The sequence below is a fragment of the Streptococcus infantis genome, assembly GCF_047464215.1.
Classification (GTDB): domain Bacteria; phylum Bacillota; class Bacilli; order Lactobacillales; family Streptococcaceae; genus Streptococcus; species Streptococcus infantis_P.
In genome coordinates this window covers 60,968-84,774 of the sequence record NZ_JASHCG010000009.1, presented here as the reverse complement: position 1 = coordinate 84,774, position 23,807 = coordinate 60,968, and the positions used below count along the sequence as shown (strand labels likewise).

General features: G+C 40.9%; 15 protein-coding genes and 1 pseudogene. 6 read left to right on the top strand and 10 right to left on the bottom strand.

Annotated features, from left to right (window positions below; all coding sequences use genetic code 11):
- Positions 1–253: 253 nt before the first annotated feature.
- From QM469_RS06750 to QM469_RS06730, 5 genes and pseudogenes are all read right to left on the bottom strand, one after another.
- Positions 254–322: pseudogene (locus tag QM469_RS06750) on the bottom strand (YSIRK-type signal peptide-containing protein); the annotation flags it as partial.
- A 170-nt stretch (positions 323–492) separates the two neighbouring features.
- Positions 493–8,946 (bottom strand): SIALI-17 repeat-containing surface protein, encoded by an 8,454-nt coding sequence (locus QM469_RS06745; RefSeq protein WP_414276345.1) that lies wholly within the window; start codon positions 8,944–8,946, stop codon positions 493–495.
- Between the two features lie 245 nt (positions 8,947–9,191).
- A complete protein-coding gene (locus tag QM469_RS06740; protein ID WP_414276344.1) occupies positions 9,192–10,046 on the bottom strand; it encodes a bifunctional methylenetetrahydrofolate dehydrogenase/methenyltetrahydrofolate cyclohydrolase in 855 nt (284 codons plus the stop codon).
- A gap of 132 nt (positions 10,047–10,178) precedes the next feature.
- A complete protein-coding gene (locus QM469_RS06735; protein ID WP_153225414.1) occupies positions 10,179–10,913 on the bottom strand; it encodes an amino acid ABC transporter ATP-binding protein in 735 nt (244 codons plus the stop codon).
- A complete protein-coding gene (locus QM469_RS06730; protein ID WP_153225415.1) occupies positions 10,913–11,596 on the bottom strand; it encodes an amino acid ABC transporter permease in 684 nt (227 codons plus the stop codon). Before QM469_RS06730 ends, QM469_RS06735 begins: the two co-directional genes overlap by 1 nt.
- Positions 11,597–11,792: 196 nt before the next feature.
- Between QM469_RS06730 and QM469_RS06725 the strand changes: the two genes are divergently transcribed.
- The 5 genes from QM469_RS06725 (at position 11,793) to QM469_RS06705 (ending at position 16,431) form a co-directional block, all read left to right on the top strand.
- The gene (locus tag QM469_RS06725; RefSeq protein WP_000443576.1) at positions 11,793–12,023 is read left to right on the top strand and encodes a DUF1797 family protein; all 231 of its coding nucleotides are present in this window, start codon (positions 11,793–11,795) and stop codon (positions 12,021–12,023) included.
- A gap of 396 nt (positions 12,024–12,419) precedes the next feature.
- Positions 12,420–14,672, top strand: coding sequence for an ATP-dependent Clp protease ATP-binding subunit (locus QM469_RS06720; protein ID WP_070459719.1), 2,253 nt, complete (start codon positions 12,420–12,422; stop codon positions 14,670–14,672).
- 88 nt (positions 14,673–14,760) lie between these two features.
- Positions 14,761–15,210, top strand: coding sequence for an NUDIX hydrolase (locus tag QM469_RS06715; protein WP_075231556.1), 450 nt, complete (start codon positions 14,761–14,763; stop codon positions 15,208–15,210).
- A 63-nt stretch (positions 15,211–15,273) separates the two neighbouring features.
- Positions 15,274–15,573: a DUF1827 family protein gene (locus QM469_RS06710; RefSeq protein WP_000767183.1), complete on the top strand. Its 300-nt coding sequence runs from the start codon at positions 15,274–15,276 to the stop codon at positions 15,571–15,573.
- A gap of 225 nt (positions 15,574–15,798) precedes the next feature.
- On the top strand, positions 15,799–16,431 hold the full coding sequence (locus QM469_RS06705; RefSeq protein WP_414276343.1) for a GNAT family N-acetyltransferase: 633 nt from the start codon (positions 15,799–15,801) through the stop codon (positions 16,429–16,431).
- Positions 16,432–16,471: 40 nt separating this feature from the next.
- Here the strand turns inward: QM469_RS06705 and metK are convergent, their stop codons facing one another.
- The gene (gene metK / locus QM469_RS06700; RefSeq protein ID WP_414274080.1) at positions 16,472–17,662 is read right to left on the bottom strand and encodes a methionine adenosyltransferase; all 1,191 of its coding nucleotides are present in this window, start codon (positions 17,660–17,662) and stop codon (positions 16,472–16,474) included.
- Positions 17,663–17,901: 239 nt separating this feature from the next.
- Entirely contained in the window at positions 17,902–18,600 is a 699-nt protein-coding gene (locus QM469_RS06695) for a GntR family transcriptional regulator (protein ID WP_414276342.1), read from the bottom strand.
- A gap of 140 nt (positions 18,601–18,740) precedes the next feature.
- Between QM469_RS06695 and guaA the strand changes: the two genes are divergently transcribed.
- Entirely contained in the window at positions 18,741–20,303 is a 1,563-nt protein-coding gene (guaA, locus tag QM469_RS06690) for a glutamine-hydrolyzing GMP synthase (RefSeq protein ID WP_414276341.1), read from the top strand.
- Positions 20,304–20,606: 303 nt separating this feature from the next.
- Here the strand turns inward: guaA and QM469_RS06685 are convergent, their stop codons facing one another.
- From QM469_RS06685 to QM469_RS06675, 3 genes are all read right to left on the bottom strand, one after another.
- Positions 20,607–21,950 (bottom strand): DEAD/DEAH box helicase, encoded by a 1,344-nt coding sequence (locus QM469_RS06685; RefSeq protein ID WP_414276340.1) that lies wholly within the window; start codon positions 21,948–21,950, stop codon positions 20,607–20,609.
- A gap of 161 nt (positions 21,951–22,111) precedes the next feature.
- Positions 22,112–22,807: an alpha/beta hydrolase-fold protein gene (locus QM469_RS06680; protein WP_281334634.1), complete on the bottom strand. Its 696-nt coding sequence runs from the start codon at positions 22,805–22,807 to the stop codon at positions 22,112–22,114.
- Complete coding sequence (locus QM469_RS06675) at positions 22,788–23,798, bottom strand: ABC transporter substrate-binding protein (RefSeq protein ID WP_414276339.1); 1,011 nt, start codon at positions 23,796–23,798, stop codon at positions 22,788–22,790. The genes QM469_RS06680 and QM469_RS06675 overlap by 20 nt, the downstream gene beginning before the upstream one ends.
- Positions 23,799–23,807: the final 9 nt, after the last annotated feature.

Below are 23,807 nucleotides of genomic sequence, written 5' to 3'. Positions count from 1 at the left end.
TGGTACTTTTCTCCTCTACTGTAGAATTTTTAGTTTCTACTGGTTTTGAAGAAGTTTCTTCGAGAACTTGGGACTTAGCCACTTTAGTCTCTGAAACAAAGTCTGCCTCTGCACTTTTAATAGCGCCTGCCAATTCTGGTGATAACTTATCCTCTGGTGGAAGCTGTGTAAGACTTGTTTCTGCTTCTAGTGCGGGCTCTGTCTCTGCAGCTTGTACCATACTGGCTCCAAAGATACTCGCGCCAACCATAACTGAAGCTGCTCCTATTGCAAATTTTCGAATGCTATAATGACAACGTTTCTCAAAAAATTGATGATCCATCTTTCTTCTATTCCTTTCCTCCAACCACTCATCTAAGCGGTTTCATCCCTATTTAAAAAAATGGAGAGAACCTAGAGGTCCTCTCCATATGGTTGTAGCATTTTTCCATCCTATCCACTGGGATAGTCCAAGTATTTCTACAATCAATCAGCAATGTAGAGTTCCAAACTCTATTTTTCTTTACGTTTAACAGTTAGTAGAGCTACTGATAAAACAAGACTGAGACTTGCTAGGAAGGCAGCTGTATCAGATCGACTTTCACCTGTTTCTGGAAGTCTTGCTGAATTTGCTTTTCCTGGATTATTTCCAGAAACCTCTCCCTGAGCTACTAGCCCATGAGCTGATTCTACTGGTTCTTGATTTTGTTCTTTATAGACAATCGCATAAAGTCCTAGATCTTTGGTGACAAATTCAACTGTGTCACCTACAAGCGTCACCTTCTGAACCTGCAAGCCTTGATCTAAGCTCATGTGATAAACTCCTTGAACCTGACCCTTGACTGGCAATCTCACTAGAACTGCACCTTTTGGATCAACCATTTGGTTATCTTTATCTAGCAATTTCACTTGATAAGCATCGTATTGCTTACCAGCTAATTCTTGGCGTAGAACCTTTTGAACTTGAAGCTTGAGATTAGCATCCAAGTCTTGAGATAGCCCTGCTACCAGAACTCCAGTTTCCTTATCAGATAAGATTTGAACCTCTGCAGTTGGTTTTTCCACACTTGGGGCTGGTTCGTCGCCTACTGTACCGATTGCTTCTGTGTATTCTGGTAACTCGTTTTTAGCGGCTTCTACTGCATTGACGCCACCATCAAATTCTGGGATTTCTACTACTGGAGCTGGCTCATCGCCTACTGTGCCGATTGCTTCTGTGTATTCTGGCAACTCGTTTTTAGCTGCTTCCACAGCATTAACGCTACCTGTAAATTCTGGGACTTCTACTACCGGAGCTGGTTCGTCGCCTACTGTGCCGATTGCTTCTGTGTATTCTGGCAACTCATGCTTAGCGGCTTCTACTGCATTGACGCCACCATCAAATTCTGGAATTTCTACTACCGGAGCTGGTTCGTCGCCTACTGTGCCGATTGCTTCTGTGTACTCTGGCAACTCATTTTTAGCGGCTTCTACTGCATTGACACCACCTTCAAATTCTGGCACTTCTACTACTGGAGCTGGTTCGTTGCCTACTGTGCCGATTGCTTCTGTGTATTCTGGCAACTCGTTTTTAGCGGCTTCTACTGCATTGACTCCGCCCTCAAATTCTGGCACTTCTACTACAGGAGCTGGTTCGTCGCCTACTGTGCCGATTGCTTCTGTATATTCTGGTAATTCATTCTTAGCGGCTTCTACTGCATTGGCACCGCCCTTGAATTCTGGGATTTCTACTACTGGTGCTGGATCCTCACCTACTGTGCCAACTGCCTCTGTGTATTCTGGCAACTCATTCTTAGCGGCTTCTACTGCATTGACGCCACCCTCAAATTCTGGGATTTCTACGACTGGGGCTGGCTCGTCGCCTGCTGTCCCAATCGCTTCTGTGTATTCTGGCAATTCATGCTTGGCAGCTTCAGCAGCATTGACGCCGCCCTCAAATTCTGGCACTTCTACTACAGGAGCTGGATTGTCGCCTACTGTGCCGATTGCATCTGTGTATTCTGGCAACTCGTTTTTAGCGGCTTCTACTGCATTGACGCCACCCTCAAATTCTGGAACTTCTACTACCGGAGCTGGCTCGTCGCCTACTGTGCCAATTGCTTCTGTGTACTCTGGCAACTCATGCTTAGCATCCTCTACTGCATTGACGCCACCCTCAAATTCTGGGATTTCTACGACTGGGGCTGGCTCGTCACCTGCTGTCCCAATTGCATCTGTGTATTCTGGCAACTCATGCTTGGCAGCTTCAGCAGCATTGACGCCGCCCTCAAATTCTGGAACTTCTACGACTGGAGCTGGCTCGTCACCTTTGCTAGTAGTAATGACAGGTTTGACCTTAACTTCAACAATTCGATCTTGCGCCTCAGTCGTATCTGTATGAACAGTTGTACGGTTAGATCCTAAGACCTCAACATAATCAACTCTTTCACCGTTCTTACCTTCTGAGATTACACGACGTTCATCTTGAGCTAAATCATTATTTTCACGGATGATTTCTTTAAATAGAATTGGAGTCTTCACAACTTCTAGACTTGGTCGTTCGAGAACAGGACTTTGGTCGCCTTCTTCAGGAACTACACGGTGACTAGGTTTGAAATGAATACGATATTCCTTGACAAGACTACCATCCTTAGCAAGAAGACGGACAAGAGTAGGAAGGTTATCCTGACTAGACTCAACAACCGTTGTCACACCGTGACCACTTGCTTGAGCAGTCACCTGTGGTTTAGTGCCATTTAAGCTCACTGTATAATCTGAAACCTCAGGATCAAAGTTTTCTAATGCTTTTCCAGCAACCGAAATGGATACTGAAGGAGTTTCCTCATCTCTTGCTTTAGCAGGAGAGTAAGCACTAAACTCGACCATTGCTAGACCATTAGTTGTCGATTTACGAGTCATGCGTGCTCGAATAGCTGATGTCTCAATTGGATCAAAGGTAAATTCAATCGGCTTACCAGCCACGATTTCTCCAGATGCCTTATAAGGAATTTCTTGCCAGTTTTCTGCCTTGTTAAATGGATGATCCGCATTTTCTTCATAACGAGAAATAGTACTTGGTTCTGTATAGGCAGGCCCAACATATCTTTCTAGTACCATTTTAGCTGGTGCGTCTGTTCCACTGTCTTTAAAGAATTGAATGGCTACTTTTCCAACAGACTGAGGTGTAATCTGGCCATTCTTCTTAAAGAGAATTCCCACAGATGTTTCTTGGTCCTTCGGAGTACGAGACCAGTTAGTCCAACGTCCATCCTCGTTAAAGTGCCCATCGTTGATATAGAAAATCTTATCCCTAGAAGCTGCTTGTGTATCATTTGTAGTAGACGCAAAGGCTTTAGAATCAGTTGCATTATTGCTTGCATTTTCTGAAATGACTTGATTACCTTTTGTAAAAACTGTTACTTGCATCTTGGTTGTTAAGTCTGTTCCTAGAACATGACCAAGAACTTCAAAACTACCTTCTTGGGCAGTCGCATGTTCTGGCACAGCATCCCATTGGACAGCAAGGTTAGCTTTAACCCAGCCAGCTTGTGATGGATAGTAGACTGTTACCTCGGCAGGCAATTGAAGTTGATCGCCAACATTCAAGATCTGGGCACTATTTTCCGCAGCTACTGGTTGTGTTGACTCTTTTTCGTCATCACGGAAGATACGATATTCTTTAAGAACAGTTCCATCCTCAGCTTTCAAGATAAGACGTGTCGCACCTTTTTCACTTGTTGCTGGAACAACTGTCACCAAGCCATTGTTGCTGGCTGTTGCAGTGATTTCCTTGCTTGTTTGAGGAATATAATAATCTGTCTTAGATGGATTGAAATGTTCGAGCTTCTTACCATCTACTTGGATAGAAATTTCTGAGCTGGTAGCACTTGGAACCTTACTTCCTAAAATAGTAATTTCTGTTAAACCAACACCAGCCTTTCCATCTGCCTTCTTCATACGCATACGAACAGCATAAGTTTCAACCTTATCAAATGTAAAGTGGTTTGTTTGACCTGCAGATAATTGTCCAGGAGCGTGAAGATTTTCTACAGCCTTCCAGTTGGCAGCATTGTTAAATGGATGTTTGGTATCTCCTTGAGCATGATTGACATCGTTTGGAAGATCTGGAACTTCTTGGCCGACGTAGTATTCGATGACATATTCTTTTGGAAGTCCGATTGCACCGTCAGTGTAGAAATCAACTGATAGATTGTCTACAAATCGTTTTGTCAAATCACCTGAATTACCAAACAAGATAGACGCCCAATCATTATCTGTACCTGTTTGCCATGTAGTCCATCGATTCTTAACATCTGTATTGGTTCTTGAAACTGTCAAGTCGTTCAGGGTACTTGCCGAATCATCCCCACCCGTATTGGATACAATAGCAGCTGGCAATTGAGAACCAGTCCACTGTTTAGAGATATTATTTCCAGCAACAACTTGACTAGAAACACGGACATGGGCCTTAGTAGTCAGATGGCTACCAACCAATTGACCCTTGATTTCATAGATACCTTCAGTCTGACTAAAGTTCTCAGGAACCTTGTCCCAAAGGACATCTTTATAGACAGTTGTTCCATTAGAATGGTAGGCACGTACGTTAGCTGGCAGTTGAACAGTTTCACCCTTAGGAAGAGTAAGGCTGATTTCTTCTGCAACCTGCAAACCTTCTACAGTCACATTGGCAAGAGCCTCAATATCTGTACCTTCGACATGACCTTTAAGGGTAAAGTTATGATAGTAACCAAGTTCTTTGGCATCTACCTTGTCCCAAGTTACAGCTACCTTACGAGGCAAGCCCTTATCAAATTCTGCTCCGATTTGATCAGGCAAATTCGGTTGCTGATTGATATCTGTAGAGATAGAAACAGGATGTAGTTTGACAATTTTCTTGTCTACTGTATTTTCTTTTATCACAAGTTCAGTTGCTACAGACTGAGTCTTATCAGTTTGATTGTCAATACGAGGAGTGAGGGTTACGCTACCTTTCTTGTAAAGAAGTAAGTTCTGACCATTCACCTCAAGATGTCCACCATCAGCTGACTTAGCTTCCAAATGGATATCTGACGCTGAAAATTCAGTTTGTGAACCATCTTCGTAGTGCCCAATGACATGATAAGGGAGGACTTGATCTTCTGTTGCATTTTCTTTTCCTTCAACACTTACTTCCAAGCGTGTCAAGGCAGGAGCTTCCTTCACAAACTGAATCAAATAAGTTTGAACCAAATCGCCCTTCTGGTCACTCAAGAACACAGAAGCCTGATAATCATTGGCAGCTGAGGCTTGCTGAACGGTTACTTGATAGCCAGTAGTTTGTGCACCAACATTTGGAATCTTAGCTGTATAAGGAAGGGATACTCGGTAGTAGGTCTTTCCAGGCTCAAAGTTTTCAAGAGACTTGTCACCAACCGTGAGACCTGTAACAGTACTTTCTGTTTCCTGATCACTTGCGATAAAGGTTGCCGTAACCTCGTAGTCATTGCCTTCCAATTTACCAGTTGCTTCAGTACGTCCACCTTCTTTTGTCAAGGCAGATGGATCTTTCAAGGTCCAAGAAACGACATTCGCATCAACCAAGTTACCATCTGACAAAACAGCCGTTACCGTTTTATCCAAATCTTCTGCTGCTGTTCCCACTGGGACAGTCGCAACTTTAGGCAACCACTTATCGAGTGCAACCACCTTAACAAGGGCTTCAGCCTTGGCTTCGAGTCCTTCCACACTACCAAGGACTTTTTTCTCACCAGCACTTGAAAGGAGATCTTCTGGGATGTCCCAAGTCACAGCTTTTTCTTCGACACTACCATCGCTATAAATAGCTGTCACAGTCTCTGGCAATTTTGGATCCTCGCTGACATCAGTTCTTGCCTTAACTGGAGCATAGGCTACAAAGTGACGATTTTCTTTCTTGCCTGAAACGGTTGTGACTGTTGCCTGATCTGAAGCCAAGCCTGCAGAATCCGCATAAAGAGTGAATTTACCTTCTTTTTCAGTAGATTTTACAATGACAACACCTTTACCATTGAAGGCTTTTCTTTGCCATGTACCATCTTTCTGAGCCTTATAACGTTCACGGCTAGCTTGTTCCCCATTGTCCACACCAACGATTTGGCCTTGGCCATGAAGATTGAAATGAACAAGATTATTGGCAGTTGGTACAACATTGCCGTCTTCATCAACGATTTCATAATGGATATAAGACAAATCTTTGCCATCTGCAGTGATGACATGCTCTTCCTTGGTGAGACGAACTCTAGCTGGCTCCCCTGCTGTTGTCACACTATCACGCGCAATCTCTTTTCCATTTTCATCACGAGCAATAGCAGTTAAGGTACCTGGTTTATAGTCAACCAACCACTCAAGATACAATTCACTTGGTTTAGCTCCCTCGTGATAAGGGCGACCATCTTCAGTTGTTTTCTTAACAAATTCTTTCTTACCGAGGGACTCATTGTTCAAGAACAATTCTACGCTAGCGGCATTTGAGAAGGTCCGAACTGGAACCTTGCCATTGACCAGCATATTACGTTCCTTGAGCGTTTCTTCTGTCCAATTCCAGTGAGGCATGATACGAACAGTTGGTTTTTCTTTGGCACTATACCACTCACTACGGTATAAATAGAAATCATTCTTAGGCAATCCTGCCGTATCAATAATACCAAAGTAAGAGCTTTTCACTGGTGTATTATCCTGGTTATGCCAAGGTGTAGGTTCACCGATATAGTCGAAACCAGTCCAGATGAACTGACCTGCATAGCCAGCACGATCACGGTCAAAAGTCCAAGATTCAGTAGCTGTTCTACCCCAGGCTACACGATCATTACCATAGTCTGACTGTTCATAGTGACGATTTGGACGATTGTCGTGCCAGAGTAAATGAGCAGGATCAAAATAAGAATCACGAGTTCTAGTTGCTGAAGAAGTTTCAGAACCGTAAATCAACCAGTCTGGATGTGCTTTACGAACTGCATCATAATTACGCTCACCATAGTTCATACCAACAACATCCATGATTGCTGCTAATTCTAAGAACAAGCCTGTAGAAGCACGACTGAATTTATTTTCACCCATAGTCACATAGCGTTCTTTATCAATTGCTTTGATGACAGCTTTCAAACGCTTGGCTGTTTCTAGTGAACGTTTTCCACCATCAGCCTCATCCACTTCATTACCGAGCGACCACATGATGATTGAAGGATTATTTTTATCTCGTTCAACCATGGTTCTCAGATCAAAATCAGACCATTTTTCCCCCTTCTTGGCTTCTGGGTGAGTTGCATCTTGGTCAAAGAAACGTCCATAGTCATACGTTTTCTTGCCACGATACCAAGTATCAAAGGCTTCTTCTTGCACCAAAAGTCCTAGACTTGCCGCAGCATCAAGCAACTGTGGACTTGCTGGATTGTGGGTTGTACGGATAGAGTTAACTCCCATATCTTTTAGGAGTTTTAATTTTCGGTAGGTTGCCTTATAGTTTTCTTCTGCCCCCAAGGCTCCATTATCATGGTGAATACTAACTCCATGGAATTTCATTCTCTCACCGTTCAGTGAGAAGCCTTCTTTAGCTGTCCAGTTGAAATAACGATAACCAAAAGTATCTTCTGTCACATCAACTAGCTGACCTTCATTATAAACCTTTGTTTTTAGAACATAGAGCTGAGGATGGTAGCTTTTTATTGTCCAGAGAGTTGGTTTATTAACCAAAATCGTTTGCTTAAAGTCTGCTGTCTCATTTCCTGCTAGGCTCTTAGTTACAGAACGAACCAAATCTGAAACAGCCTTACCTTCCTTAGTAAAAATCTGTTGCTCCACAAATACCTTGGCTAAAGTCTTGGCAGTATTTTTGATCTTGCTTTGGATTTGTGTTTCAACGTTGCCATCTTTTTGTTCAGCTAGTTTTGGAGTTGTAATATGATTTCCATTTTCAGCTACCTGCACCTTGTCGCGATAGCTCAGAGTTACATCGCGATAGATACCACTTCCTGAGTACCAACGACTACTTGGTTGCTTATTGGTAACTTGGACAGCAATGGTATTTTCACTGCCATCTTTATTTAAAAATTCAGTGATGTCATATGAAAAATGATTGTAACCACTTGGATAATGGCCTACAAATTTACCATTGACATAGACCTTAGAGTCCATGTAAACTCCATCAAAATTGATCCGAACATCTTTGTCCTTAGCAGCTTCATCTACCGTGAAAGTCTTGCGATACCAGGCAGTACCCCCGTTTAATTGACCACCTTCATTTCGAGCAGGAGACTTGTGATCAAAATCAAAATAGATACTCCAGTCATGAGGAAGGTTCAACTTAGACCAATCATGAACATCTACATCTTTCTTAGAAAAATCACCCTGAGCGTTTAGTTTAAAATACCAGTCTTTGTTGAAATTTTGTTTTCTTTCCTGCAAAAGTTGGTCTTCTTTTTCCTTCTCTTTTGTCACTTGAGGCGATTCACTTGCAGAAGCTTTTTCTTCCTTGCTTTTATCGTCCGTTACAGGTTTATTCTGATTAGGTGTATCAGTATGTTCTTCTCGAACTGCTGGCTTTTCAGTACTCACTTCTGCCACTGTAGGTTCTTTCTCATTCACTTCAGCTGCAGGTTTTTCATTTTTTTCGACTTTGTCTTTTTTAGGGCTAACTACTTCCGCTTCCTTTTCTTCCTTAGGACTTGTAGCCTCAGTCATCTTTTCTTCAGTTACTGGTTTTGCGGGTTCAACCGCATCATTTACTTCTCCAGTAGCTGAATCTTGTGGGCCATTTTGCTCAGCTTTTGCAATGGCTGCAGCAACCTCATCTGGAAGCTTATCTAAAGGTTGAACTTGATGAATCGTTTCTTCGCTGGGACTAGTTGTTTCGGTTTCCGCAGCTTGCGCTACCTGAAGACCAAATATACTAGCTCCAATCATGACAGATGCCGCACCAATTGCAAATTTACGAATACTAAAATGACAGCATTTTTCAAAAAATCTCTTATCCATTAAATCCTGATTTCCTTTCTTATATATTTAGTAAGCGATTACATTATTTACCAAAAAATAAACCTCCTCCCAGAACGCCAACTAAATTTTTAGATATAAATATTGTTAACCTTAATATATCAAAATAGTAGAGAATTTTCAATAATTTGTAGAAGTTTTACTGCAATTTTATTAAAATATGTGCAAGAAAAAACAAGTTCATTTTTTAGAACTTGTTTCTTCACTATATAAAATCAATGCTTGTATTATCTATCCAAACTACGCAATGCCGCCTGATAAGTCTGCTCCATCAACATAGTAATGGTCATAGGTCCAACTCCACCAGGTACAGGTGTGATATGGCTAGCGATTGGTGCAACGGCATCATAGTCAACATCTCCACAGAGCTTGCCATTTTCATCTCGGTTCATCCCCACATCAATAACAACAGCCCCAGATTTGACAAAGTCAGCAGTCACAAACTTAGCACGACCGATTGCTACGACAAGAATATCGGCCTTAGAAGCTACCTTGGCAAGATTGTGTGTTCGTGAGTGGGTCAAGGTTACAGTTGCATTCTTAGCTAATAACAACTGGGCCATTGGTTTACCGACAATATTAGAACGACCAATGACAACTGCATTCTTACCTTCTAGTTCAATCCCATACTCGTGAAACATTTCCATGATGCCAGCTGGAGTTGAAGGGATCATAACTGGATGACCAGACCAAAGGCGCCCCATGTTGAGCGGATGAAAACCATCCACGTCCTTTTCTGGATCAATAGCCAATAAAACAGCTTCTTCATCGATGTGTTTTGGTAATGGTAACTGCACCAAAATACCATGCCAAGCTGGATCTTGATTGTATTTGGCAATCAAATCCAACAATTCCTCTTGGGTAATGGTTTCAGGAACTCGCACAACTTCACTTTGGAAACCTGCAGCTATCGCTGAACGTTCCTTGTTACGAACGTAAACCTGACTGGCTGGATTGTCCCCAACCAAAATAACCACCAAACCAGGCACCAAACCTGTCTCTTCCTTCAATTTCGCAGTCTTTTCAGCCAATTGTCCTTGTAGCTTGGCTGCTAAAGCCTTGCCATCAATAATCTGTGTCATGTGTTTTCTCTTTTCTAACAAATATCCTCTATTATAACAAAAAAACGCTCGACCTTCTAACACTTCTTACCTAAGATACCCTATAGTCTGAAACTATAAGAAAAAGCCCACTTGGAGCTTTTCATGATATTCTTACAAAACCTTACTCAAAAACTCCTTGGTTCTTTGTTCTTGGGTTTGTTCAAAGACCTGCTCTGGAGTTCCATCTTCGACAACAACACCGTCAGCCATAAAGATGACACGGTCTGCCACTTCACGCGCAAAACCCATCTCATGCGTCACGATGACCATGGTCATACCTGACTTGGCAAGTTCTTGCATAACCGCTAGTACTTCCCCTACCATTTCTGGGTCTAGGGCAGAAGTCGGTTCATCAAATAGCAAAACATCTGGTTCCATGGCTAGACCACGCGCGATAGCGATACGCTGTTGTTGCCCGCCCGACAAGCTTTGTGGATAGGCATCGGCCTTATCTGGCAAACCAACCTTCTCCAAGAGCTCATGCGCTCTCTTTTCAGCCACTTCCTTACTTTCTCCCTTAGTCTTAATTGGAGAAAGTGTAATGTTTTCCATAACTGTCATATTTGGGAAGAGATTGAACTGTTGGAAAACCATTCCCATCTTTTCACGCATGGCAAAGAGGTCGTTTTTCTTATCTGTAATGTCTACTCCTTCAAAGATAACCTTTCCTTTTGTCGCTTCTTCGAGGAGATTCATAGAGCGAAGGAGGGTTGACTTACCGCTACCAGATGGTCCGATAATCACCACAACTTCCCCTTTTTTGATTTTAAGATCAATCCCTTTTAAAACTTCATTCTTCCCAAAGTTTTTATGAAGGTTTTCAATTTTTATAAGCGTTTCAGTCATTATTTTTTCTCTCCTTGTCCCATACGATTTTCAAAAGCTTTCAAGGCTAGTGTCAAGATAGAGGTCATAATCAAGTAGTAAAAGGCAGCAAATAAGAGTGGAGTTAAAGGCAAGTAGGTGGTTGTTGACACCGTAGTAGCTCCATTCCACAATTCCATAACACCGATTGCTGACAAGAGTGAACTATCCTTGATAATGGTAATAAACTCATTCCCCAAGGCTGGCAAGATATTCTTGATAGCCTGTGGCAAGATGACATAGCGCATGGCATTTTTAGGACGAATCCCTAGAGAGTAAGCCGCCTCTAATTGACCTTTAGGTACTGCATTGATACCAGCACGAACTGTTTCTGATACATAGGCACCACTATTCATAGAGATAATGATAATCCCTGGAATCAAACGTGAAAAATCAACTCCCAAAACTCCAATCTGAATTGTCGGAGCATTGATATGCATAAGAGCAAAAGCAATCATGATCTGTACCATCATAGGTGTTCCACGGAAAATCCAAATATAAACATTGGCAAGCCAAGCTATGGGCTTCATTTTTGAACGTTGAGCAAAAGCCAAGACTACTCCTAAAATTGTCCCAAAAAAGACAACCAAAACAGAGATCAAGACTGTTACGAGAGCACCATAGTTAAAATATGGCAGATATTTAGGTAAAAAAGAAAAATTCATAAATCCACTACTTTCTAATTTCTAACTTAAAACTTGTATGAGTATAACATGTTTTGAATAAAAATTCAATATTTTTCCTTTTATTTTCAATAAAATTTCAAAGAAAACAGAAATAGCGAGAAATCTTAGTTTTTTCTAGTCAAGTGGATACTCTTTATGGTAAAATAGTAACGATAAGAAATGGAGGAGAATCAAAATGGAATCACATTTGGTTAGAATCATCAACCGCCTAGAAGCAATGACAAAAGATGGTGGTAACTTAAAACGTAACTTTGAGCGCGAGGGAGTTGTTGTAGCTGAAGTTGCTTTTAACCATGATGAAGAAAATGGCCCAATCTTTACACTTCGTGATGTTGAAGCTCGTGAAACATATACTTTTGACAGCATCGACTTGATTGCGATGGAAATTTACGAACTTCTATACTAATAATAGATATACAGAGGTTGGGACAAAAGATCCCGACCTCACTTTTTATTAGCAATCAAACTTTGACGCGGTAGCTGATTGGACTTTTCGTTCGTCTTTTAGACTCCCAAAACTCCTAATCATCTTCGCGGGGCTGGGACTACGAAATCGAGACTTTGTCTATCGATTTCTGTCCCACCCCCTTTCACTAACGAGAATCCTTTTTGTATGACAAATAGGATTTTTTTCTTGCTATCAAAATCTTCTCCAGATTAGCGCTCTACTATTTATAGTGCTAGTATCCAATCTTTTTACTTGAATTGCCCAATAATCATGATATAATTAAATTATATACTTGTTTGACTATTTTTGACCTTTTAGATTTAGTCAAAACTAAGAAAGAAATGAGGTGGCGGTATGCTCTGTCAAAACTGTAAAATCAATGACTCAACGATTCATCTTTATACCAATCTCAATGGACAACAAAAGCAAATCGACCTTTGTCAAAATTGCTACAAAATTATCAAAACAGATCCTAACAATAGCTTATTCAAGGGCATTACAGATTTAAACAACCGTGATTTTGATCCCTTTGGAGACTTCTTTAACGATCTCAACAACTTTAGACCTTCTTCTAATAACAACAATATCCCCCCAACTCAGTCAGGGGGTGGATACGGTGGAAATGGTGGCTATGGTGCCCAAAATCGTGGTCCTGCCCAAACACCACCACCAATCCAGGAAAAAGGACTCTTGGATGAATATGGTATCAATGTTACGGAGATTGCCCGTCGTGGAAATATCGACCCTGTGATTGGCCGTGACGAAGAGATTATCCGTGTCATTGAAATCCTCAACCGCAGAACAAAAAACAACCCTGTCCTCATCGGTGAGCCCGGTGTTGGTAAGACAGCTGTTGTCGAAGGTTTAGCTCAGAAAATTGTTGACGGTGATGTTCCCCATAAGCTTCAAGGCAAAGAAGTCATCCGCTTAGATGTCGTTAGCCTTGTTCAAGGTACAGGTATCCGTGGTCAGTTTGAAGAGCGCATGCAAAAACTCATGGAAGAAATTCGTGAGCGCGAGGATGTTATTCTCTTCATTGACGAAATTCATGAAATTGTCGGTGCTGGTTCTGCTGGAGAAGGGAATATGGATGCAGGAAATATCCTAAAACCAGCTCTTGCACGTGGCGAACTCCAACTGGTTGGTGCTACTACCCTCAATGAATATCGCATCATCGAAAAAGATGCTGCCCTTGAACGTCGTATGCAACCTGTCAAAGTTGATGAACCAACTGTGGAAGAAACCATTATTATCCTGAAAGGTATCCAAAAGAAATACGAAGATTACCATCATGTTCACTATACTGACGGCGCTATCGAAGCGGCCGCTACCCTTTCTAACCGCTACATCCAAGATCGTTTCTTGCCAGACAAGGCTATTGACCTTCTAGATGAAGCTGGTTCAAAAATGAACTTAACCTTGAATTTTGTAGATCCTAAGGTCATCGATCAACGCTTAATCGAAGCAGAAAATCTCAAGGCACAAGCAACCCGCGATGAAGATTTTGAAAAAGCAGCCTACTTCCGTGACCAGATTGCCAAATATAAGGAAATGCAAAAGACCAAGGTAACGGATCAGGATACTCCAATCATCAGTGAAAAGACAATCGAACACATCATCGAGCAAAAGACTAATATTCCAGTTGGGGATTTGAAAGAAAAAGAACAGTCTCAACTGATCAATCTAGCAGATGACCTCAAGGCTCATGTTATTGGCCAAGACGATGCTGTAGATAAGATTGCTAAGGCTATCCGTCGTAACCGTGTTGGTTTAGGTACTCCAAACCGTCCAATTGGTAGCTTCCTCTTTGTTGGTCCTACCGGTGTCGGTAAGACAGAACTTTCTAAACAACTGGCCATTGAACTCTTTGGTTCTGCTGATAGCATGATTCGCTTTGATATGAGTGAATACATGGAAAAACACAGCGTTGCTAAACTCGTTGGTGCCCCTCCAGGATACGTAGGCTATGATGAAGCTGGACAATTGACTGAGAAAGTGCGTCGCAATCCTTATTCTCTCATTCTCTTAGACGAGGTAGAAAAAGCCCATCCAGATGTTATGCATATGTTCCTTCAAGTCTTGGACGACGGCCGTTTGACAGATGGTCAAGGTCGCACTGTTAGCTTTAAAGACGCCATCATTATCATGACCTCAAATGCAGGTACAGGTAAGGCAGAAGCTAGTGTCGGATTTGGTGCTGCTAGAGAAGGCCGTACTAACTCTGTCCTTGGGGAATTAGGCAACTTCTTTAGTCCAGAATTTATGAACCGCTTTGATGGCATTATCGAATTCAAGGCTCTCAGCAAGGAAAATCTCCTTCAAATCGTTGACCTCATGTTAGATGATGTCAATAAACGACTCTCAAGTAATAACATCCATTTAGATGTAACAGATAAGGTTAAGGAGAAACTTGTAGACCTTGGTTATGATCCAAAAATGGGAGCTCGTCCACTCCGTCGTACAATCCAAGATTATATCGAAGATGCGATTACAGACTACTACCTTGAAAATCCAAGCGAGAAAAACCTCAAGGCTGTCATGACTAGCAATGGTAAAATCATGATTAAATCAAAAAATAAATTGGAAACAGTTGACTCAAATGACTAATTCCACATACTAAAAGAATGTTCTTACTTGACAGTAAGAGCATTCTTTAATATGATAGAAAGAAAGCGCACACATAAAGGAGAAATTTATGACGAATCCAACCTTTGGAGAAAAAAAAGAGGGTGTAACCTACAAAAATAGATATGGTGTTTATGCAGTCATCCCTGACTCAGCACATGAAAAGATTATCCTCGTTCAAGCTCCAAATGGTGCATGGTTCTTGCCTGGTGGCGAGATTGAAGCAGGCGAAGATCATTTTGAAGCTCTCAAACGAGAACTAATTGAAGAATTGGGTTTTACAGCTGAGATTGGCACTTATTATGGACAAGCAGATGAGTATTTCTATTCCAGCCATCGCGATACCTACTACTACAATCCAGCCTATCTCTACGAAGCTACTTCTTATCAAGAAATCCAAAAACCTTTGGAGGACTTCAATCATCTAGCTTGGTTCCCAATCGATGAAGCCATTGCTAACTTAAAACGTGGCAGTCATAAATGGGCAATTGAAGCTTGGAAAAAACAGCATCAAGTTTAAATTAACTTTTCCAATTTTTCCAAAAAGTGCTATAATAGAAATAGAAACACAGGAGGAAAGCCTATGAAGCTCATCAACACTACTAATTCTCACTCAAACCTTGTTAAAAGCCAACTGGAGAGTACCGACGCTACACTCGTAGAAGTCTACTCTGCAGGCAATACTGATGTTATCTTTACTCAGGCACCGCTTCATTATGAAATCCTCATTTCCAATAAACATCGTGCTATTCGCGAACAAGAAATAGAAAAAATCCAAGAATTTTTCTTGAATCGCAAGATCGAAAAGCAAAATATCGATGAAGCTAATATCAAGACCCTCTACTCTGAAAAATTGATTGAAATCTCAATCCCAACAAAATAAAACTTAGCAATATTTGGACAACACTCTAAAAATTCTAACTTTTTAGAGTGTTCTTTGTCTGTCTAATCCGATTTTCTAGAATCAGATTCAGTGTTACAGAAAGAGTTTTTTAACAATCCTTCACTTACTAAATTTGGCAATATTTTTGTAAAAACTCGGTACTTGATCATCAAAACAATTAATTTTACTATTATAATTTACTAACATTAAAAAAGGAGCCCATCAATGGAGAAAATAGTATACAGGAAAGCAAGGCTAGACGAATACCAAAAAATTGGAAAAGTAATAGCCGATAGCTTCTTTGACTATCCATTCTTAACTCTAATCATAGATGATCTCAAGAAACCTGAAAACTATCCTGCTTTCTTAGAACTCTTGGAAAGTCTCCTTACTTGCCTCTATATCAAAGAAGAGACCTGCTTAGTAGCTGAACAAGACGGAGAAATCCTAGCTGTCGCCTTATTACAACAAAATGATTTTTCTATCTTATCTTACTTGCTAAATGGTGTCATAAAACTGTTTCGCTACATTAGCCCACGAAATTTTTTGAAGTATCTTGATCTAGTAGACCGTTCCGAAGAACATTTGAAAAAATCAAATAGCTTTGACTGGTATTTGATGCTCCTTGCGGTCAATCCATCCGTTAAAGGGCAAGGAGTGGGCAGTGCTTTTCTTAGAGATGCAGTCGAGCCTTATGTCAAATCCAAGGGCTGCAAGCGCTTAGGGCTCATTACCAGTACAGAAAAAAATGTTCCATTCTATAAAAAGAATGATTATGTATTGCTAGATTTTATGGAGTTAGAGTACGGGACTAAGTCCATTGGTAACTGGGCTTTTTTGAAGAATATCGCTCAATAAATCATAACTAAAAAGGAGTTTAAATCAACTCCTTTTTACTTTATTTAACTGCTTCTTTCAAGGCTTCTACCTTATCCAAGCGTTCCCATGGAAGGTCAATATCTGTACGTCCCATGTGTCCATAAGCCGCTGTTTGACGGTAGATTGGACGTTTAAGATCTAGCATTTGAATAATCCCTGCTGGACGAAGGTCAAAGATTTGACGCGCTGCTTTTTCAAGCTTGCTTTCCGCTACTGTTCCTGTACCGAAGGTATCGATACGAACAGATACAGGTTGAGCTACACCAATGGCATAAGCCAATTGAACTTCTGCTTTCTTAGCGAGACCTGCAGCAACTATGTTTTTTGCAATGTAGCGAGCTGCATAAGAAGCTGAACGATCAACCTTAGTCGCATCCTTACCAGAGAAGGCACCACCACCGTGACGTGAGTAACCACCATAAGTATCCACGATGATCTTACGACCAGTCAAACCTGAGTCTCCTTGAGGTCCTCCGATAACGAAACGACCTGTTGGATTGATGAAGAATTTAGTTTCGTCGTCAAGATAAGAAGCTGGAATCACTTCTTTAATAACCTTGTTAATCACATCTTCATGGATTTGGTCGTTGCTCACTTCTGGATCGTGTTGAGTTGAAATAACGACTGTATCCACGCGTACTGGCTGGTCATTTTCATCATATTCAACAGTAACTTGTGATTTAGCATCTGGACGAAGATAGCTAATTTCACCAGACTTACGAAGTTCTGCCAAACGACGAACCAACTTGTGGCTGAGTGAGATTGGCAATGGCATGAGTTCTTCAGTTTCATTAACCGCAAAACCAAACATGAGACCTTGGTCTCCAGCTCCAATCAAATCAAGTGGATCTTGATCTGCGTTTCCACGAACTTCCAAGGCTTCATTAACACCTTGGGCGATATCTGGAGATTGCTCTACCAATGATGGATGAACTCCTACTGTTTCAGCTGAGAATCCATACTCAGTGTTGGTATAGCCAATCTCTGCAATCGTATCACGTACCACACGGTTAATATCTACATAGGCATTGGTTGAAATTTCACCAAAAACATGAACTGAACCAGTATAAACAGCTGTTTCAGCAGCAACGTGGGCTTCTGGATCTTGCTCTAAAATAGCATCCAAGATAGCATCTGAAATTTGGTCTGCAATCTTATCTGGATGCCCCTCAGATACAGATTCAGACGTGAATAATTTACGTTCTGACATAAAAATGTCCCCCCTTAAAAAAATATTCGTTATAGAGTTACAAAGTACTGGTAGAGAATCGATAAACGATGTTCACTACCACCTTATCGGGACCATATAACCTAACTATTATAACACGAATCTTTGAAAAATACTCGTATGATTACTATTTTTCTTAATCGGAAAATGTTTTCTAATCTTAACAAAATAAAAACTCTTAAAGTGGATAGGATTCCTAACTTCAAGAGATTTCTTAAAAACTAATTATTTTCTAGATAAAACTCAAAACGTTCTCCGACGTATTGGCTCTTTACATACTCGAAAGCCGTACCATCATCAAAGTAAGAAACCTGAGTCAGTCCTAAAATAGCATGCCCCTTTTCTACTTCCAGATAATGAGCAATTTTTTCCTTGGCTAAGCGAGCATAAATAGTCTGGTGAGATTTACCAATCCGATAACCATGTTTCTGTAAGGTTTGAAAGAAATGCTTGGTTACTTCTTCTTTCTTGAAATTCTTGATAAATTTCTCAGGAATAGAAGCTACTTCATAGACAACCGGAACCTTATCTGCATAGCGAACACGTTCCATACGGATAATATTTTCAGTAGCCTTAATCCCTAATTTTTCAACTTCTTGCTCATTAGGGATCGTTCGACGATAGGAAATCAGATGACTCGATGGTGTTTTACCCTGAGCTTTTACAATCTCCGTAAAACTAGTTGTTCCACGCATTCTTTCCTGAACACGAGTACTAGAAACAAAGGTCCCGCTCCCCACACGACGCTCCAAAACTCCTTCCTCGACCAAAAGGGAGATAGCTTGACGCAGTGTCATACGGCTAACCTCAAATTCCTCAGCTAAGTCTCTCTCGCTTGGGAGTCTCTCTCCAATTTTCCAATTTCCCTCATCAATACCTTTTTTGATTTGGTCGTGAATTTTCATATAAGCTGGTAACATGCTTGCTCACTTCTTTTCTTTATTTTTTCCATTGTACCGTATCTCATATGTAAAAGTCAAACATCACTTGTTTAGTTGGTAATTACGATTCATTTATGATAGAATATTCAAGAAGATATTTCTTTTAAGAAAGGGAAAAGATGACCAACATTTCAACTGATTTGCAAGATGTCGAAAAGATCATCGTACTGGACTATGGTAGCCAGTATAACCAACTTATCTCACGTCGTATCCGTGAGATTGGTGTCTTTTCAGAACTAAAAAGTCACAAGATTTCGGCTGACGAAGTCCGCGCTATCAATCCTATCGGGATTGTACTTTCAGGTGGTCCAAACTCTGTTTACGAAGAAGGATCATTTGATATTGATCCAGAGATTTTTGAACTTGGAATTCCAATTTTAGGAATCTGCTACGGTATGCAGCTTTTGACTCACAAGCTTGGAGGAAAGGTTGTTCCTGCAGGTGACGCGGGTAACCGTGAATATGGACAATCCACTCTTACTCACACTGAGTCTGCTCTTTTTGCCGGTACTCCAGACAAACAATTGGTCTTGATGAGCCACGGGGATGCTGTTACTGAAATTCCTGCTGATTTCATTCGTACTGGTACATCAGCTGACTGTCCTTATGCATCAATCGAAAATCCAGATAAGAAAATCTACGGTATCCAATTCCACCCAGAGGTTCGTCACTCAGTTCACGGTTATGATATCCTTCGTAACTTCGCTCTCAATATCTGTGGTGCCAAAGGCGATTGGACTATGGATAACTTCATCGAGATGCAAATCAAACAAATCCGTGAAAAAGTTGGAGACAAACGTGTTCTCCTCGGACTTTCTGGTGGTGTTGACTCTTCTGTTGTTGGGGTTCTTCTCCAAAAAGCAATTGGAGATCAATTGATCTGTATCTTTGTAGACCACGGTCTTCTTCGTAAAGGGGAAGCTGACCAAGTTATGGATATGCTTGGTGGTAAGTTTGGTTTGAACATTGTCAAAGCAGACGCTGCCAAACGTTTCTTGGATAAATTGGCAGGTGTTTCTGATCCTGAACAAAAACGTAAGATTATCGGTAATGAATTTGTCTATGTCTTTGATGATGAAGCAAGCAAACTGAAAGATGTGAAATTCCTTGCGCAAGGTACTCTTTATACAGACGTTATCGAGTCAGGTACTGATACTGCTCAAACTATTAAATCTCACCACAACGTTGGTGGACTTCCAGAAGACATGCAGTTTGAACTCATCGAACCACTCAACACTCTTTACAAGGATGAGGTTCGTGCCCTTGGTACTGAACTTGGTATGCCAGACCACATCGTGTGGCGCCAACCATTCCCAGGACCAGGTCTTGCTATCCGTGTCATGGGTGAAATCACTGAAGAAAAACTTGAAACAGTCCGCGAATCAGACGCTATCCTTCGTGAAGAAATCGCTAAAGCTGGTCTTGACCGCGACATTTGGCAATACTTCACTGTTAACACTGGAGTTCGTTCAGTAGGTGTTATGGGTGACGGTCGTACTTATGACTATACCATCGCTATCCGTGCTATCACTTCTATCGACGGAATGACAGCTGACTTCGCTAAGATTCCATGGGAAGTTCTTCAAAAAATCTCAGTACGTATCGTAAATGAAGTTGACCACGTTAACCGCATCGTCTACGATATTACAAGTAAACCACCTGCAACTGTTGAGTGGGAGTAGAATTAACAAACTTAAAAAAGCCCTAGAAACCAATGTTTCTTAGGCTTTTTATTTTACTTTGACAACATTTTAACAACTAAAAATCTTAATCTTCTTCTGCCCTTAAGAACTTTTAACAATTTAGGTACTTTCTTAATTGTTCTTTATACCATTCTTCTCACTACTCTGCTATTATCGAACAAGCCTGAACTACAGTAGGAAGTATTATCACACTCAATCTCACAGAACTAATCTTAATGTTAAGGAATATCCTTTTCATTGCTCAAAAAAACAGTAAAACCACTTGGTCCTACTGTTTCATTTTTAAAATGTCTGACGCTTAGCTTTTCGCTCTGCACGTCCGCGGGCACGACCTTCTGCTCGCTTGGCTTTACGACGTTTTTCATCGACCGCCCACTGGATTTTTTTCTTATATCCTGGTTTGACTTTTTTCTTTTTCTTTTTAACCAAGCCAATCATTTCGATGTCCAGTTTTTCCTGTTTCTTCTCACGATTGGCACGGCGATCACGGTCATAGGTATCTTGGAATTCTCCGTCTTTGACCACCTTAGGTACAAACTTGATCCCTAGTTTCTCCAACTCACGAATATCAGAATCATCGCTTGGTTGGTAAAGGGTAATGGCTGTACCAGGTAGACCATTACGTCCAGTTCGTCCAACACGGTGGACAAAGAAGGACAAGTCTTGTGGAATAGCATCATTGATAACGTGGCTGACTCCCTCAATGTCAATCCCACGCGCAGCCAAGTCAGTCGCAACGATGTACTCAAAATCAAGGTTCTTCACCTGATTCATGATCCGTTTACGTTCACGAGGAGCAATATCTCCATGAATCTTAGCCACCTTTAAGCCTTGGGCTGTTAAGTATGTATGCAATTCATCTGCACGTGTCTTAGTATTGACAAAAATCATGGCAAGATATGGTTGCATGACTTGAGTCAATTCATAAATCTGGGCATTCTTATCACGACCCTTGGTCGAAATCAACCAGTTGTCAATCGTGTCAGAAATAACTGTTTTGGTCTTGATTTTTTCCATAACTGGATTAGACAAGTATTTTTTCAAGAATGGTTGCAGTTTTTGTGGGATAGTCGCTGAAAAGACCATAAACTGTAAGTCTTTCGGAAGACTTCCTGCAATCTTATCAACTGTTTCCAAGAATCCCATATCCAAGGTCATATCAGCTTCATCGACTACAAAGGTCTTAGCCTTGTGGATAGCCAAATCACCCGATTTTACCAAATCATAGATACGACCTGGTGTTCCAATGACGATATGGGGCTGGTTGCTTGCCAGTTTGTCAATCTGACGTGCCTTGTCCGTACCACCAACGTAGTTGACAACACGAATTTCAATTTCTGAGTGCCCTGCAATCTGGCGGGCTGCCTGGTAAATCTGAGTCGCCAACTCACGACTTGGAGCTGTGATAACGGCTTGCACACTGTCGCTTTCTTCATCCAACTGTTGGAAAATTGGAAGCAAGAAAGTATGAGTCTTTCCTGAACCTGTTTTTGATTCACCAACCAAGTCTCGACCAGCCAAGACAATAGGAATCAACTTATCCTGAACCTCAGTAGGAGTCGTAAACTTCAACTCCTCCAAAGCTTCTTCTATATATTTTTTAAATTTAAATTTCGTAAATGACATAATATCCTCGATTCTATCTACTCATTATACCACATTTTGATGCATTACAGTTAAACTTTCGATTTAGATAAACCCACGGAAATTTCAGTAAATTCAAAATCTGCCCGAATAAAGACAAGAAAAATACTCTCTGTCCATCCTAAACAAAGAGTATTAGATTTTCACGTAAGCTTCCACTCTTCTCTCAGCCAATCACAAAAATGATGATAGCGTTGCTCAAGAGCTTCATGATGCCCATAAGCATCAAAGGTGGAATATGTTGAGGGAACTTTCTCTGATATCAAATCATGTACTTCCCTTGCAAAAATAGGAGCCTTAGACAGGCGGTTGGAATGATTGGAACCTTCTGTCAGACCATTTTGCAGATAAATCAGACTTTGACTCTGTATCAGGTCATGTTCCCTGCAAAATTCTGTAAAATCAGGATACCAGAAGGAACCACAGATAGAAAAGATACAGGTCACAGGTAGATGACTACTATAGAGACTATAGACAGCAGCAAGCCCCCCCAGTGAATAGCCACCATAGGCAATCCGACTTTCATCAATCAAGTAGTCCTTTTGCAGAGTTGCTAGAATCTCTTGAAAGAGCTTCTGATGGTATGCATCTACCTTCCCACCAAAATCTGGGGCCCCTTCTTTCAAAGACTTAGACTGCCAGGGTGTAAAGTCATCCAGACGGTTTTCTGGAATCAAGCCCACCAAAATCACAGATTGGGATAGGTCTGACAAATAGTCCAATTGTCCATCATTTAAAAGTACAACTGGGTAGGCTTGTTTAGAGTCATAGGTTGAAGGAAGGCTGACCCTTACCTGAATCCCTTCCCAGTTAAACTCCTTATTTCTTGATAAAGTCATTGATTTTTTCAAGGGAATCAATCACTGCAGGACCGTAATCCATCAACTCATCGTAAGAGATGGTCATGATTTTTTGGTTCTTGATTGCTGGGACATTTTCCAAAACAGCATTTGCCTTCATCAAATCCACTGCTTTTTCATCCAACTTTTGATTGCGGTCACTAGTTACATAGATAATCAACTCTGGATCCATTGATACTAGATTTTCCAAGGTCAAGCCAGAAGTTCCTGTTGCGACATTAGTATAACCAAGTTGGTTGAGCAAACTTTCTTGTAGGGCTGACTTGTAAGCACCAAAGGTTTCGTCGTTATAAGCAACCATAATCAGAGCTTTTTTCTTTTCACCCTGTGTTTCTGGGTTGGCTTTTTTAACCACATCGATTTTAGCTTGTAATTGTTCTGCGTATTGATTCGCCTTGTCTTGGACATTGAAAATGGTACCAAGATTCTTCACATCTTCTACGATATTTCCTAAATCTTGTTGGATAGTTGAAAGTGAAGCTTTTTGCGTATAAACAGGGATTTTATTTTCATTCCAAGCACTAATGGTTCCCATTGACTTTTCAGAAAACATCATGTTGCGGCCCATCAAGGCATCTGGTTCATAAGAAAGAACTGTTTCTTGTGAGACTGATTTTTTATCACCAATATGAGGGATGGCTTCAATTGCTTCCTTGTATTTACCAGTTACGGCATTATCAGGATTGAGCATACCGGCAATTTTATCCTTCAAACCAAGTTCAAGTAGAATTTCAGTTGTTGAAAGATTGTTAGTGATGACCTTTTCAGGAGCCTTTTCAAAGACTTGTTCGACTTCATTTCCTTTAGCATCATAAGTTTTGATAGTTACAGGGTAGCTGGTTTCTGTATTAGCTTTTTGACTAGCTTCTGTTGTAGCTGGTGCAGATGATGTTTCTTTAGATGCGTTACCACAAGCTACCAAAGATAAGGTAGCTACTGTTACAAGTAAAATACTAAGTGTTTTTTTCATGTTTTTATT

Excerpts from the sequence above, each read along its gene's own strand:
- QM469_RS06740 (WP_414276344.1), bottom strand. The coding sequence starts at position 10,046 with ATGACACAGATTATTGATGGCAAGGCTTTAGCAGCCAAGCTACAAGGA.
- QM469_RS06730 (WP_153225415.1), bottom strand. The coding sequence starts at position 11,596 with ATGAATTTTTCTTTTTTACCTAAATATCTGCCATATTTTAACTATGGT.
- QM469_RS06745 (WP_414276345.1), bottom strand. The coding sequence starts at position 8,946 with ATGGATAAGAGATTTTTTGAAAAATGCTGTCATTTTAGTATTCGTAAA.
- QM469_RS06725 (WP_000443576.1), top strand. The coding sequence starts at position 11,793 with ATGGAATCACATTTGGTTAGAATCATCAACCGCCTAGAAGCAATGACA.
- QM469_RS06675 (WP_414276339.1), bottom strand. The coding sequence starts at position 23,798 with ATGAAAAAAACACTTAGTATTTTACTTGTAACAGTAGCTACCTTATCT.
- QM469_RS06680 (WP_281334634.1), bottom strand. The coding sequence starts at position 22,807 with ATGACTTTATCAAGAAATAAGGAGTTTAACTGGGAAGGGATTCAGGTA.
- QM469_RS06735 (WP_153225414.1), bottom strand. The coding sequence starts at position 10,913 with ATGACTGAAACGCTTATAAAAATTGAAAACCTTCATAAAAACTTTGGG.
- QM469_RS06695 (WP_414276342.1), bottom strand. The coding sequence starts at position 18,600 with ATGTTACCAGCTTATATGAAAATTCACGACCAAATCAAAAAAGGTATT.
- QM469_RS06685 (WP_414276340.1), bottom strand. The coding sequence starts at position 21,950 with ATGTCATTTACGAAATTTAAATTTAAAAAATATATAGAAGAAGCTTTG.
- metK (WP_414274080.1), bottom strand. The coding sequence starts at position 17,662 with ATGTCAGAACGTAAATTATTCACGTCTGAATCTGTATCTGAGGGGCAT.
- QM469_RS06705 (WP_414276343.1), top strand. The coding sequence starts at position 15,799 with ATGGAGAAAATAGTATACAGGAAAGCAAGGCTAGACGAATACCAAAAA.
- QM469_RS06715 (WP_075231556.1), top strand. The coding sequence starts at position 14,761 with ATGACGAATCCAACCTTTGGAGAAAAAAAAGAGGGTGTAACCTACAAA.
- guaA (WP_414276341.1), top strand. The coding sequence starts at position 18,741 with ATGACCAACATTTCAACTGATTTGCAAGATGTCGAAAAGATCATCGTA.
- QM469_RS06720 (WP_070459719.1), top strand. The coding sequence starts at position 12,420 with ATGCTCTGTCAAAACTGTAAAATCAATGACTCAACGATTCATCTTTAT.
- QM469_RS06710 (WP_000767183.1), top strand. The coding sequence starts at position 15,274 with ATGAAGCTCATCAACACTACTAATTCTCACTCAAACCTTGTTAAAAGC.